Here is a 15,283-nt window from a genome sequence, read left to right on the forward strand (position 1 = left end):
TAAACTTAATACGTGATTATAAGAAAGAAAGAAAGATAGATAGATAGGAGTATAATTCTATGACAAAACGTAATGAGAAAAGATGGCTCATGTCTTATCTAGCTCCTGCTTCAAAGTGGGAAGAAGCTTTGCCGCTTGGTAACGGACGAATGGGTGCCATGGTACATGGAGGAATTGAACGAGAAGAGTATCAATTAAATGAAGATACACTTTGGTCTGGTTTCCCACGAGACAATGTGCAATATAATAGTGTCCGCTATTTGAAGAAGGCACGTGAATTAGTACATGAGGGAAAGTACAAGGAAGCAGAACAATTGATTAATACGAATATGCTTGGTAAGGATACTGAAGCCTATCAGCCAATGGGTTACTTATTTATTGAGCAAGAGAATCTGTCGGATGTTCAGAATTACTCACGTCAGTTAGATCTCAATACAGGGATCTCGGTAACATCCTTCCGTAGTGGAAATACTACGTATACAAGGGAGACCTTTATAAGCGCAGTGGATCAGGTTATGGCTGTAACTTTGAAGGTTGAGGGAACTGGGAAGATTCATGCAAGCGCTCTACTAGAAAGTCCTCAGCAGCCTAAGATCAGTGTGAATGACAATCATGATGTTATGCTTGCAGGGCGTTGCCCAAGCCATATTGAATCCAACTACTTACGAGATCATCCTCAATCGATTCTATTTGAAGAAGATCTGGGGATACGTTTCGAAATGCACATTCGTGCTGTTCCACACGGTGGAACGATTAGTTACGAGAATAACGCACTACATATTCACGATGCAGAGGCTGTGACGTTCTATTTGGCAGCTGTTAGTGACTTCGAGAAGTATGATGTGATGCCAGGCTCTACGAATAAAGATATGACAAGTATCTGTGCTGACTGGTTAGATCGTGCGGTTCAAGCAGGGTATGACGTTCTAAGAGATCGGCATATTAAGGATCACACGGCTATGTTCGGACGTGTTGATCTATATTTAGGGACAAGCGATAATAGCACCCTCCCTACGGACGTTCGTCTGAAGTCTTATCAGGATGGAGCGAAGGACCCCGAACTTGAGGCATTGTACTTCCAATATGGACGATATTTATTAATGGCTAGCTCACGCCCGGGTACACAACCAGCTAATCTGCAAGGCATATGGAATAACCAGATGGAGCCACCTTGGGGCAGTGAATACACTACGAATATCAACACGGAAATGAATTACTGGTTGGCTGAGATAGGTAATCTTAGTGAATGTCATGAGCCTTTGTTTGATCTGATCGAGGATTTATCCTATTCAGGTCGTCGTACTGCCAATATTCACTATCAGGCGAGAGGTTGGACTGCTCATCATAATTTAGATATTTGGAGACAATCTGCCCCAACAGGTGGAGATGCGAGTTGGGCATTCTGGCCGATGGGAGGCGTATGGTTAACTTCTCATTTGTGGGAACATTATCTGTTTACAGGGGATGAGGATTTTCTGAGAAGCAAGGCTTACCCAGTGATGAAAGGTGCTGCCTTATTCTGCTTAGATTGGTTGGTTGAAGGTCATGATGGTTATTTGGTAACCAATCCATCGACATCACCTGAGAATAAATTTCTGACATCCGAAGGCGAGCCTTGTAGTGTGTCTATGGCGAGTACGATGGATATGACGTTAATTCGCGAACTATTCTCTCACTGTCTGGAGGCGATTTCTCATCTAGGTGTGGATGATGACCTAGGCAAGGAGATTGCCAGCGCTTATGAACGACTGTATCCGTTTAAGATTGGTCAGCATGGGCAACTTCAAGAATGGATTCATGACTTTGAAGAGAGCGAACCAGGTCACCGTCACGTCTCCCATTTGTATGGTGTCTACCCAGGTCACGAAATCAATCGGTACGAGACTCCTGAGTTAGTACAAGCAGCAACGACTTCTTTAGAACGCCGTATAAGTAATGGTGGTGGACATACGGGTTGGAGTTGCGCTTGGTTGATTAATCTCTATGCACGGTTACTGGATGGCAAATCTGCCTATCAATTTGTTCATACGTTACTTGCACGATCAACGCATCCTAATCTGTTCGACGATCATCCTCCATTCCAGATTGATGGTAACTTTGGTGGGGCTGCGGGTATCGTTGAAATGTTACTTCAGAGCCAATTGGGTGAGATTCACCTTCTCCCTGCCCTTCCAAACGAATGGAGTACTACCGGTTATGTTAAGGGAATAAAAGCTCGTGGTGGGTTCTCTATTGATATGGAGTGGAAAGATGCCGAAGTAGTAAGTGTTATTGTTACTTCTAATCTTGGAGGAACTTGTACACTTCGGAGCACTATACCATTGATGCTAGAGGATGGTAGTGTTATTGGAGTAAGAGAATCTCAAACAGAACAGTTTACGTTACAATTCGACACAGTTAAACAACAGAAGTATAAGATAACAGCAAAGATAGGTTAATATAAAAAAGGTTATCCATTCTTCAATGTCGTGGATGACCTTTTTTTAACTTATATGTATGTTTTGCGTTTTTTTAAAGAATGATACGATAATGTGAAGAGAACTTGAAGACATCACTATTTGTACATCATAGGAGGAAACATTTTGAACCAACAGTCGATATCAAGAATGATTGATCATACGTTACTCAAAGCGGATGCTAAGAAGGAAGAAATTCAAAAGCTAGCTGAAGAAGCTAAAACACATGGCTTCGCTTCAGTGTGCGTGAATCCAACATGGGTGGCAGTAGCGCATGAAGTATTGAAGGATACTCCAGAAGTAAAAGTATGTACCGTTATTGGTTTTCCACTAGGAGCTTCAACACCTGAAGTTAAGGCGTTCGAAGTGACAAATGCGATCGCCAATGGCGCAGGTGAAGTGGATATGGTGATTAACATAGGTGCTTTGAAAAGTCATGATGATGCCTTGGTGTCACGTGATATTGCTGCCGTTGTTCAAGCGGCAAAAGGAAAAGCACTGACGAAGGTCATCATTGAAACATGCCTGCTGTCTGACGAAGAGAAGGTACGTGCATGTAAGCTGGCTGTTGAAGCGGGAGCTGATTATGTCAAAACATCAACTGGATTCTCAACCGGTGGAGCGACAAAAGAAGATATCGCGTTAATGCGTGCTACGGTAGGACCTGATCTTGGGGTTAAAGCTTCAGGTGGAGTACGAAGTGCCGAAGATGCACAAGTTATGATCGTTGCAGGTGCAACGCGTATCGGTACAAGCGGTGGCGTCGCCATAGCTCAAGGACAACAATCTCAAGGAAGTTATTAATGATAACTGAATTGAGATAAAATGATGCAATGACTGATTTTCGATTCTCTAAAGGAGAAGGAAATCAGTCTTTTTTTGCTAGTTAAAAGATCTTTTTTAAAATAACGCTACACAAATGGTACGAAATGAACTAATATGAACATATATGAACGTAAATGCAGAAAAAATATTGTTCATGACTACAAATCGAGAGGAAGTAATAATGATGGAAAATCGCTATGTATCTCATCCCAACGATGTAAAAGGATTTAATACAGCTCGTTTGCGTGAGGAATTTCTAATGGATACTCTTTTTGCAGTAGATGAACTTGTTACCGTTTACACGCATGTGGATCGTTTTATTGTAGGTTCAGCTGTACCTGAAACAAAGGACATTGAGCTTGCGGTCAATCTTAAGGATATTGGAACAGATTATTTCTTAGAGCGTCGAGAGATTGGGATTATCAACGTGGGAAGTAAGGGGACGATATCGGTAGATGGCACGGATTATGAAGTAGATACGAAGGAATGTCTATATATTGGACTAGGTGTGAAAAAAGTAGTATTTAAAAATAATGGGGGAGGAGCGCCATCAGCTCGCTTCTATTTCAATTCTGCCCCTGCACATAAGTCATACCCAACGAAGAAATTAACTCAAGCAGAAGCCACGCCAGCCCATTTGGGAAGTATCACGTCGTCAAATGAACGTACGATCTATAAATATATTCATCAGGATGGTATTCATAGCTGTCAACTTGTCATGGGATTAACGGAACTAGATCCAGGCAACATGTGGAATACCATGCCAAGTCACACACACAATCGTCGTTCTGAAATATATTTATATTTCAATCTACCAGAGGATGGCGTAGTGTTCCATATGATGGGTCAAGCGGATGAAACACGTCATCTCGTTGTACGTAATGAGCAGGCGATTATCTCTCCAAGTTGGTCCATTCATAGTGGGGTGGGTACGTGTAATTATACATTTATATGGGGAATGGCTGGAGAAAACCAGACGTTCAGTGATATGGATGCGATCGCCATGCAAGACCTACGTTAATCTATTGTAGAAAGCGATGAAGTTATATGAGTCCCTTGAAACGGCATGAGAAAATTATGGAGGCCCTAATTTCGGGTCAAGAAGTGACAGTAATCGAACTTAGTGAGTTATTACAAGTGACCGGTAAAACAGTACGTGAAGATCTTGATAAGTTAGAAAGCATGGGTCTGTTGGTAAGAATCCATGGGGGAGCAAGATTAGCCCAAGATGATCAATACGGCATTCTAACAAGTAAAGGTGTGACAGATAAGCATAGTCTAGAGAAAGTCCAAATTGCCAAGCGTGCAATCGAACATATTATGCCAGGTGATATCATTGCTCTTGATGGTGGTAGTACAACACTGGAAATAGCTAAACGCCTGGATAATCAGCCGATGACTGTTATTACGAATGATTTGTTCATTATTAATGAATTAACGAAGAAAGATAAGATCTTACTTGTCGTACCTGGCGGGTCACGCGTACGCAATGTCTTAGTTAGCGATGATGCTCCGAGAATAATATCAGAATTGAATATTCATAAGGCATTTATCTCGGCAACAGCTGTGCATCCGGAGTTTGGATTATCCATTTTTACGGGGGATTTAGTTCCTGTGAAGAAAGCGATAATTCAAACGGCTCAACAAGTATTCGGTGTGATAGATCATCACAAATTTGGACAATTCGCTTTGCGGACTTTTGCCACATGTGCAGAAATGGATGTCATTATTACGGATGCGGGTCTCTCAGAAGAGATGGCTGAATTATTTAAGAAATCTAACATTATATTAGACTATAAATCGGTGGAGGAATAGACCACAATGGAATTATTCGATCTGAGTGGAAAAGTAGCAGTAGTTACTGGAGGTTCTTCTGGTCTTGGTCAGGGGATAGCCCTAGGGTTGGCAGAAGCAGGGGCGGATATCGTCTCGATTTCGTATTCTGGAAGTGATGAGACCGTGAAGGCGGTTGAAGCGTTGGGTCGTAAAGCTTTTCAAATTAAGGCTGATCTCAGTGATGAATCTATATTAGAGAATGTATTTAATGAGGCATTAGGCTTCTTTGGAAGAGTAGATATTCTGGTAAACAATGCAGGGATTATTCGACGTGTACCCGCAGTGGATCATCCAGCTAAAGATTGGCATGATGTGATAAGCCTCAACTTGAATACCGTATTCTTTCTATGTCAGATGGCTGGACGCCATATGATTGAACGAGGTAGTGGTAAAATCATTAACGTAGCTTCAATGTTGTCTTATCAAGGTGGAATTAATGTTCCCGGATATACGGCGAGTAAACATGCGGTGACAGGTATAACTAAATCTTTCGCAAACGAATGGGCTTCCAAAGGTATTCAGATTAATGCAATTGCTCCTGGTTATATGGCTACAGATAATACAGCTGCCTTACGTGCCGACGAAGGACGTTCAAATGACATTCTTGCACGTATTCCAGCATCACGTTGGGGTACGCCAGCAGATCTTAAGGGGCCTGCTGTATTCCTCGCTTCTCAAGCATCTGATTACATGAATGGTCATGTTATTTGTGTGGATGGCGGATGGATGGCTCGCTAATTCCCTAAATACTTATTGTTAGGGTGTACTACTTGGATACAATCATAATGTGTAAAATCCTTTACAACCTTTAGGTTCGTGAGGGATTTTTTTAGTGGATAGGTAATTTACTTTTCAGATGTGTTAAGTATGAATTAGTCTTTTCAAATCTATTTATTTATGAGAAAATGTGGAAGTATTCTATATGAATGGTATCATCATATCTATTTATTATAAGGGAGGATTCACCATGTCCGAAGAACAACGATTATCGTTTGAGACTTTGGCTGTTCATGCAGGCCAAGAGATTGACCCTACGACATTATCGCGCGCAGTTCCGCTGTATCAGACAACCTCTTATGGGTTCCGTGACAGCGAACACGCTGCTAATCTATTCGCGCTTAAAGAGTTCGGCAATATTTATAGTCGTATTATGAACCCCACTTCGGACGTGTTCGAGCAGCGTATGACTGCCCTAGAAGGAGGAGCAGGGGCGTTAGCTACGGCTTCAGGTCAAGCAGCCATCACATTCTCGATTCTTAACATCGCAGGTGCTGGTGATGAAATTGTAGCTTCGTCTAGTCTATATGGTGGAACTTATAATCTTTTTGCTAATACGTTAGCGAAATTAGGGATTAAGGTTCATTTTGTAGATTCTAACCATCCAGAGAATTTCCGTGCAGCGATTACGGATAAGACCAAAGCGCTTTATGCCGAGACCATTGGTAATCCGCAAGGAAATATCTTGGATGTAGAAGCGGTTGCGCACATAGCTCATGAACATGGCCTTCCTCTTATTGTAGATAATACGTTCCCAAGTCCGTACTTACTTCGGCCTATTGAGTATGGAGCAGATATTGTTGTCCATTCTGCAACGAAATTCATCGGTGGACATGGTACATCTATTGGTGGTGTCATTGTTGATGCTGGTAAATTCGATTGGAAAGCTAGTGGTAGATTCCCTGGACTTACGGAACCAGATCCAAGTTATAATGGTGTTGTGTATACCGAGGCTGTAGGTCCTTTAGCGTATATTATAAAAGCTCGTGTTCAATTATTGAGAGATATGGGGTCCGCTATTTCTCCATTTAACTCATGGTTGCTCTTACAAGGATTAGAAACGTTACATCTACGTATGGAACGACATAGTGAGAATGCGCTTAAAGTGGCTCAATATTTAGAGAATCATGCTGATGTAGAATGGGTCAGCTACGCGGGACTCCCAACTCATCCGACATATGAGCTATCCAAGAAATACTTACCTAAAGGCCAAGGTGCAATTCTTACATTTGGGATTCAGGGTGGTACAGAAGCGGGTCGGAAGTTGATTGAGAGTGTGAAGTTATTCTCACATCTAGCTAATGTGGGAGATTCTAAGTCACTGATCATACACCCAGCTAGTACAACACATCAACAACTGTCGGAGAAGGAACAAGTGGCAGCTGGGGTTAGACCAGAGATGATTCGAGTTTCTATTGGAACGGAACATATTAATGACATTCTAAGTGATTTGGAACAAGCCATTCAAGCTAGTCAAATATAAGTGGGCCGAGTGCGCTCTTTAGTTCATCCTATTTAAATATAGATTAGATTATTTCGATAGAGGTGCTTCTTTTTCCTTAATGGGGGAAAGGAGCACTTTTTTTATACAATAAATGGAGATAACTGTATATTTCTTCGGGTAGCTTAATACGCTTATGTATGATCGTTATTTCGTTGAGAAAAGAGGGTGGCAAGCATTTATGAACCAGAAAGAGGATCACTATCCTTGCAGTGGGACTAAGGGTTGTTCAGGTACCATCTGTATGAAAGCGTTATACTCATTTAGTGGTCTCGAGCAAGCCGTGGATATGGATGAACAGAGTTCTTCACAAGAAAATGTATTCCAAAGTGAAAAGGACCTGTACAGTGTCTGTAGTGAACATCAACTGGCTATCAAAGCAAATTCATTATCAGAAATGTTGTCACTTGTTGAACTTGTTGAAATGGGGACATTTTCTCGTGAAGAGGCGCTATTGAGCATAAATGCAGAATGTATTCGTGATGTGGTTGGAGATAGCTTATATTCGAATCGGATGAATCATGAATTGACTCCCCCCAAGAAGTTACTTTTATGGAGTGACCAAGTGAGAAGCATGCGGATATTCGCAGGAGGAACGACTCCTGAAGATGTGTGGATCGGAAAGCTTATGGGAGCTTATGGTTTAGGATTAGTTCGTTGTGAAGAGTTGTTGAAGGTAGAATATCTAAAGGATATTATTCCTAGTGACCTGATTGGGGCTGAGGAAATCTCGGTCACCTTGCAACGGCGATTACTCTGTCTACTTCAAGAACTGTGGGAATCGATCTTTTATGGACTTCAGGGTGCACCTGCTACGGTGAGCTTGATGCCATCCTCCAGCAATGTTCATTGTTCTTATCCCCCTGATGGAATTCAAGATATTATGCTAGAAGCTTTATTTCGGGCAATGCGAGGTTGTGTGGAACAAGGAACGGAGTGTACTGTCGATCTATTAGTGAATCGTCCAGCAAGTGCAGAGCAATTTGCAGATACTGTTCATTGGATTGAACAGGTCGCGGAACAGACACTAGGACATATGAGCCGTTCGATTAAATATCGAGTGGGAGCTTTAGTTCCTCGTAATATACAATCGTCCGTTGCGGGTGACCTTGCTAGATGTACACACTTGTTGGTTGTGGAATGGGATGAAAGTGATGTGACATCATCTGGGGATGTAGTGAATATGGGTGTGTTTCATCATATTCGACAAATCCATCCAAGTATTCATATTAGAGCTGTAGGGCATGTAACGAGTACGGATCTCCCTGTTATTTATACTTTAGGGATCGATGAGATAAGCTGTGCGCCTCAGGAGGTACCTACTATTCGTATTGCTGCAGCACAATTGGAATTGATGGAGAAAGCATCGGTAGGCTTTCATTTATAGATAGCATGAGTAAGAACCTGAAGATGAGAGTAGTGTCTGAGACACACTGATCATCTTCAGGTTTTTTTTCGTGTAAGGGGTACATTGCCCATTTACTTGGTACTAACAAAGGAATATAATAAAAGCATAAAGTTGCCTATAGGAAAAATAATTGTACAAGTGCAAGAAATGATTATCATTATCATTTACCATGCTGCTCCGGATACCCGGAGCAGCATGTGTCATTTTTAGGGAAGTAATAATGCAATTCATTCTCAAGTGGAAGGTGATTACAATGGAAAATACTCAGAAAGCTTTAGTGAAAATATCAACGCCTGCTATCAAAAAAACGGCTAATCAGCCGAATCCTCATAAGAGGGGGAAATTTGATCTGCGTAGTATGCTTCGCAATGAGGAGATGCTTGCTGCATTAGGAAGTGGAGTTCTTACGTTAATCGCTTGGTCTGTTGGACATTGGGCTGAATACCTATCGATTCTACTGTATGTTACGGCCTATACATTAGGAGGATGGACTAAAGCACGGGAAGGTGTTCACACGTTGGTTCAAGAACGTGACCTTGATGTTAACCTACTTATGATCGTCGCAGCGATGGGTGCGGCTAGTATTGGATACTGGAATGAGGGTGCACTGCTAATCTTCATATTTGCTCTAAGTGGTGCATTAGAGACCTATACTATGGAACGAAGCAAGAAAGATATTTCGTCACTGATGGCTCTGAAGCCTGAGACTGCTCTACGTATTGAGAATGGTGAGATGATTAAGGTTACGATTGACCAACTTCAGATTGGGGATTTATTTCTCGTTAAGCCAGGGGAATTAATTCCAGCTGATGGTTGTGTGCAACGTGGATCTTCTTCGGTTAATCAAGCCTCTATTACAGGAGAAGCTATTCCTGTAGATCGAACAACGGGGGATATCGTGTACGCCGGTACGCTTAATGGGGAAGGGGTATTATATGTTGAAGTTACACAATCTGCTGAATCTACGGTATTTGCCAAGATCATCCGACTCGTCGAGGAAGCAGAAAGTGAAGTACCCCAGTCACAGCGCTTCATTAAACGATTCGAATCGATCTATGCGCGTATTGTTGTCACCGTAACGTTAGCTGTCATTACCGTATTACCTCTTCTATTTGGATGGACGTGGGGTAGTGCTTTTTACAAGGCGATGGTTTTCCTTGTCGTAGCTTCGCCGTGTGCATTAGTCTCATCTATTATGCCGGCTATGTTATCAGCTATATCGAATCGTGCACGTAAAGGGGTACTTTTTAAAGGTGGCGCTCATGTGGAGAACATGGCATTAACATCCGTTGTGGCTTTTGATAAGACGGGAACACTTACGATGGGAACACCGCAGGTGACAGATTTCATCATAGATGATCGTTATGACCGTGATGAATTACTTAGCATATGTGCCTCTGTTGAGCAGTTATCAGAACATCCATTAGCTAAAGCTATTGTACGTAAGGCAGAGGGACTCATCTTGAAACCTGTGGATGATGTTCAATCTTTGACAGGTTGGGGAATGTCAGCAATGGTCGAAGGTACGTTATGGAAAATCGGTAAAAGTGATATTCTAGATCATTCGATGGATGCATCGAACCCAATTTGGCTGGATCAGAGAAGTCGTCTCATTTCTCAAGGGAAAACGGTGTCCGTTATGATGAAAGGCGATCAAGTGGTAGGGCTAATAGCATTGCAGGATACGATACGACCACAGGCGGTACTTGCCGTAAAGTCTTTACAAGCACTTGGGATTCGAGTTGCTATGCTTACAGGTGATCATCATGATACAGCGCAGGTCATTGGTGAACAGATTGGTGTGGATTGGATCTATTCAGATCTTCAGCCCGAAGAGAAAGTAGCTCATGTTAAAGAATTAAGAGAGAAATATGGGCATGTAGTTATGGTGGGTGACGGAGTGAATGATGCTCCAGCATTGGCTACTGCAACGGTGGGTATCGGGATGGGGATGAACGGAAGTGGTACGGCGCTAGAGGTAGCGGATGTTGTTCTTATGAACGATAATATCGAGGAGATCGCAAGTACGATTAAGCTTGCACGGCGAGCGCAAAGAGTCATTAAACAAAATATGGTGTTCGCAATCAGTGTCATCTTACTTCTTATTACCAGTAACTTCGTAGGGGACATCGCTCTACCGTTTGGCGTAGTTGGACATGAAGGAAGCACGATATTAGTCATTTTAAATGGATTACGGCTTCTGAGATGATCTGTAACAAATATGTTGACAAATTGCTTGGGTCCAACCATAATAGTTACTAGATGATAATAATTATAATTAGTATGATATGAAATATATTCCACATTATAATTGAAATTGGGGGAACTTATGATGTACAAATCTATTATTGTTGGAACAGGTCCAGCAGGATTAACAGCAGCGATTTACTTGGCTCGTGCCAATATGAAACCACTTGTGATTGAAGGGCCACAACCAGGTGGACAATTAACAACAACGACTGAAATTGAGAACTTCCCAGGATTCCCTGATGGAATTATGGGGCCTGAATTGATGGATAATATGCGTAAACAAGCCGAACGTTTCGGTGCAGAGTTCAAAACTGGTTGGGTTAATAGTGTAGAACTAGAAGGACGCCCATTTAAGCTGAATGTAGAAGGAATGGGAGAATTGGTTACTGAAACGCTAATTCTTTCTACAGGAGCAACAGCGAAATACTTGGGCATTCCTGGTGAACAAGATAATATCGGACGTGGTGTAAGTACATGTGCCACATGTGACGGATTCTTTTTCCGTGGTAAAGAGATCATTGTGATCGGTGGCGGCGATTCTGCACTTGAGGAAGCCAACTTCCTTACTAGATTTGCTTCCAAAGTGACTCTTGTTAACCGTCGTGAGGAATTACGTGCATCAAAAATTATGCAGGATCGTGTTCGTGCGAACGATAAAGTGGAGTGGAATTTGAATCGTACTCCTATTGAGGTAACTGCGAATGACAGAGGCGTTAATGGTCTTAAAGTGTTGAACAATCAGACAGGTGAAGAAGAACTGATTGAAGCAAGTGGTGTGTTTGTAGCGATTGGTCATCATCCGAACACAGCATTCCTTGGTGGAAAAATTACGACAGATTCGAATGGATATATTGTGGTGACACCAGGAACATCGGAGACGAACATCCCTGGGGTATTCGCTTGTGGTGACGTACAAGATACCCGATATAGACAAGCGATTACGGCTGCGGGTAGTGGCTGTATGGCAGCGATGGATTGTGAAAAGTATATTGAGAGCCTTGAATTTAGCGAGGTTAAAATTTAATATAACGATCTGTAACCATCAAAAAGCTTCACCTTCCGTTAAGAGGAGGGTGAAGCCTTTTTGTTTGAGCATTTTGCATTAATCTAAGCCCTTGGTGCACAAAGGATTTTTGAGCACAAAAAAGGACTTCACCCCAACTTGGAGAAGTTTTCAAGTGACCAAACAAGAAAACCCAAGGGAGTGAAGTCACTATGTATATTCTCCAAGAAAGTCTATTTTCCTTTGAGGAACTGCAAAAAATCGATTCTAAAGAACGACTACCTATCTTTTTCAGTGCACTCGACCTTCGTCCTTACGCGAAAAAATTGAGAAATCCTTCACCCCGAGGAGCGGATGGCCACTGCCGCGAAGGAATTCTCCGCGCGTTGCTCGCTGCCCCTTTGGAGAACATCGACACGTTCACCGGTTTGCAACGCAGACTCGAATTTGACCTTCGTTTCCGTTACCAGTGTGGGTTACGACTGGATCGATCCGCGCCCTCCATTGCAACCTTGAGTCGTGTGTTTGCCGATTTGACCCAAAAAGGTATAGCACAGCGGTTGTTTGAGGATCTCGTCTCTCAGTGCCAGGAAGCTGAACTCATTGACGGGACCCATGTTGCCATCGACAGCGCCGCCATCCACGCCTATGAGAAAAAAGAACCGAAACGTAAAAGCGAACTTACAGGCAATGCCAACTGGGGAGTGAAGCTCGACACCTTTGGAAATAAAGTGAAGTGGTTTGGCTACAAGTTGCATCTGGCCGTCGATACCAAGAGTGAACTTCCGATTGCCCTAAAAGTTACACCCGCACATGTGAACGATGGGGACGAGGGACCCCCACTCATGAAGCAAACCGTCGACCGATTCAAGACCCGATTTTTCATGTTGGATGCGGGTTATGATCAAGTGAAGAACTACGAGGCTGCTCGAAATGTGAAGGCCCAAGCGATTATTCCAATGAATCCACGGAATGAAAAAGAACCGCCTGCTGGCATGACAACCAAAGGAACACCTTGCTGTTCGATGGGGTTTGCGATGACGTATTGGGGCCAGGAGAACGAACGTTTGAAATTCCGTTGTCCGCATGCCACGGGTAAAGTTGAGTGCCCTTTGGGTATGGCGGCTTGTTCCACTTCCAATTATGGGATGGTGGTCAAGGTCGACACTCAGCAAGACCTTCGCCGCTATGCGATTCCGCACCGAGAAAGTCGGGGCTGGAAGGAACTCTACAACAAGCGAACCAGTGTAGAACGCTGTAACTCTCGAATGAAGACCTATTTAACCGCAGACCAATTGCATGTTTGGGGCATTCAAAAAGTCACGACTCACCAATATTTGAATGCGATTGTGCTTCTTGCTTCTGCGCTGGCTGTATCGAGACAACGAGTCACAAACGCCGCTTAAATTTTCAACCTTCCGAAAATTCTGCCCGTCTGTCCATTTACGCCTGCACTCTCTCAAAAACTCAATTAGTATGAGGTCTAACCTTGTCTCTCCCTTGAAAAATGAATTATGCAAAATGCTCGTTTACATATCGTTGTTGATTGAACGAAGGAGAATCCTCACTATGATTGACTTTAACTCCATTCATGAATGTGCAATGAAGTCGTAAATATGTAGGATGTAACGTCAAAAAAATATCAGCATACTGGCTTGGAACACAACATAAGCAAGTGCCCCTGCTAGAATGAGCCTAAAGCCGGACCTACGCTTGGATTGAAAAAATCGCAAGATGGCTAGGCTGAACAACGGAGCTATCACGACCAAAAATAACAAGACAGTAATGAACATTTGTGCCGAGATGTTAGAAGTATCAACGTAGGTCAAGGAACCTCTCTCCATTTCATAAATGATATGACTAAAATCACAATCTTCAATTCTATTATAACGAAATTTCAAGCTCATGGCGTTATAAAAGAAGGCGAAAATGAGAATTATGTAAGATCATTCCTTTACCTGATTATACTGAAACTCGAATACGACCTAGGAACAGTGAAACCGCTGCATAGGATGCGCCAAGCATGGCAGAACGACTGCCAAGTGCCGAGAACTGGATCTGTAATTGACGTCGATGATAAGGCAATGTTCTCTCAGCAACAACGGCTTGTAGGGAAGATTCGATCCATTCTTTAGCTTCCGTGAGTGGGCCACCGATGATAATAAGCTCAGGATTAAAGCTATTGACGATATTGGTGATACCGATGCCTAGATAACGTCCAATTTCCTTGAATAAATCTAACGTGTCAGGATCCTCTTGCTGAGCATATCGAAGCAAATCATGAGTTGAATGTGCAGGTAACTGTCTGTCTAGTTCTGCATAAGTTTTCTCTGATGCATATAACTCCCAGCAACCTTGGTTTCCACAAGAACATTTGCGACCGTTGGCTTCAATGGTCATGTGCCCTGTCTCACCAGCGTAACCCCAAGCTCCTTTATATAGTTCGCCATCAACAATAATACCAGAACCGATCCCCATGCCTGCACTGATGTAGATGAGATGACGGACGCCAACAGAGGTACCGTAGTGGAGTTCACCTTCTGCTCCCGCATTCGCTTCATTATCGACAGTTACAGGAATACCGAAAGTTTCCTCCAGCATGTCTTTCAACGGAACCTTCTCCCAACCAAGATTGGGTGCAAATAGGATCGTTCCTGCTTCATCGACCATTCCTGGCACACCTAGGCCTATGCCGACAATACCATGAGGAGAAGAGGGGGCTTGTTGCATAAGAGTCTGAATGGCTGTCTTCATTTCATCGAATACAAAAGGAATATCGTGATGCTTCAATTCAACACTATATTCGGCGAGCACGTGATCTTCGAGATCCGTTAATACCCCTTTCAAATGGGTGACACTTAGTTCCATACCTATGGCATGGCCTGCATTCCGATGGAAAAGTAACATAAGTGGTTTACGTCCACCGCTAGATTCTCCAGGACCTATTTCTTGAACCAAATGACTCTCTAACAATTCAAGCACAAGGTTCGACACCGTCGCTTTATTAAGACCTGTTTTTTCAGAGATCTGTATACGAGACAGTGGATTATGACGACGAATGGTATCGAGTACTATCGACTTATTTATTTTTTTAACCAGCGCTTGATCACCGGTGATTTTCATGTGAAATGTACACATCCCTTCTAAAACAGTATAGGATTTTAAACTTTGTTTATCCAATAGACAAAGTATAACATATGTGATAGGATAACGGTGATAGCGATTAC

The 15,283-nt window shown here is 42.7% G+C and carries 11 protein-coding genes; 10 read left to right on the forward strand and 1 reads right to left on the reverse strand.

Annotation, left to right across the window (positions count from 1 at the left end):
- Positions 1 to 59: 59 nt before the first annotated feature.
- The 10 genes from AC1D7X_RS18095 to AC1D7X_RS18140 all read left to right on the forward strand — a co-directional run bounded on the left by AC1D7X_RS18095 (position 60) and on the right by AC1D7X_RS18140 (position 13,462).
- On the forward strand, positions 60 to 2,438 hold the full coding sequence (locus AC1D7X_RS18095) for a glycoside hydrolase family 95 protein (protein WP_495475838.1): 2,379 nt from the start codon (positions 60 to 62) through the stop codon (positions 2,436 to 2,438).
- A 168-nt stretch (positions 2,439 to 2,606) separates the two neighbouring features.
- Positions 2,607 to 3,260, forward strand: a complete 654-nt coding sequence (gene deoC / locus AC1D7X_RS18100; protein ID WP_495475856.1) for a deoxyribose-phosphate aldolase — start codon at positions 2,607 to 2,609, stop codon at positions 3,258 to 3,260.
- 205 nt (positions 3,261 to 3,465) lie between these two features.
- On the forward strand, positions 3,466 to 4,302 hold the full coding sequence (gene kduI, locus AC1D7X_RS18105; protein WP_495458155.1) for a 5-dehydro-4-deoxy-D-glucuronate isomerase: 837 nt from the start codon (positions 3,466 to 3,468) through the stop codon (positions 4,300 to 4,302).
- Positions 4,303 to 4,328: 26 nt separating this feature from the next.
- Positions 4,329 to 5,096, forward strand: a complete 768-nt coding sequence (locus AC1D7X_RS18110) for a DeoR/GlpR family DNA-binding transcription regulator (RefSeq protein WP_495475839.1) — start codon at positions 4,329 to 4,331, stop codon at positions 5,094 to 5,096.
- A gap of 6 nt (positions 5,097 to 5,102) precedes the next feature.
- Positions 5,103 to 5,855, forward strand: a complete 753-nt coding sequence (gene kduD, locus AC1D7X_RS18115) for a 2-dehydro-3-deoxy-D-gluconate 5-dehydrogenase KduD (RefSeq protein ID WP_495458101.1) — start codon at positions 5,103 to 5,105, stop codon at positions 5,853 to 5,855.
- 229 nt (positions 5,856 to 6,084) lie between these two features.
- Positions 6,085 to 7,377 (forward strand): homocysteine synthase, encoded by a 1,293-nt coding sequence (locus tag AC1D7X_RS18120; RefSeq protein ID WP_495458100.1) that lies wholly within the window; start codon positions 6,085 to 6,087, stop codon positions 7,375 to 7,377.
- A gap of 199 nt (positions 7,378 to 7,576) precedes the next feature.
- Complete coding sequence (locus AC1D7X_RS18125; RefSeq protein WP_495458099.1) at positions 7,577 to 8,782, forward strand: aldolase/citrate lyase/malate synthase family protein; 1,206 nt, start codon at positions 7,577 to 7,579, stop codon at positions 8,780 to 8,782.
- Between the two features lie 274 nt (positions 8,783 to 9,056).
- Positions 9,057 to 11,012 carry a heavy metal translocating P-type ATPase gene (locus AC1D7X_RS18130; RefSeq protein WP_495458098.1) on the forward strand — a complete coding sequence of 652 codons (1,956 nt, stop codon included), beginning with the start codon at positions 9,057 to 9,059 and terminating at the stop codon, positions 11,010 to 11,012.
- 123 nt (positions 11,013 to 11,135) lie between these two features.
- On the forward strand, positions 11,136 to 12,077 hold the full coding sequence (gene trxB / locus AC1D7X_RS18135; RefSeq protein ID WP_495458154.1) for a thioredoxin-disulfide reductase: 942 nt from the start codon (positions 11,136 to 11,138) through the stop codon (positions 12,075 to 12,077).
- A 191-nt stretch (positions 12,078 to 12,268) separates the two neighbouring features.
- Positions 12,269 to 13,462, forward strand: coding sequence for a transposase (locus AC1D7X_RS18140; protein WP_495475840.1), 1,194 nt, complete (start codon positions 12,269 to 12,271; stop codon positions 13,460 to 13,462).
- Between the two features lie 556 nt (positions 13,463 to 14,018).
- On the opposite strand, the gene AC1D7X_RS18145 is transcribed toward AC1D7X_RS18140, so the two are convergent.
- A complete protein-coding gene (locus tag AC1D7X_RS18145) occupies positions 14,019 to 15,179 on the reverse strand; it encodes an ROK family protein (protein ID WP_495458097.1) in 1,161 nt (386 codons plus the stop codon).
- Positions 15,180 to 15,283: the final 104 nt, after the last annotated feature.

Source organism: Paenibacillus sp. Y568 (genome assembly GCF_059445545.1).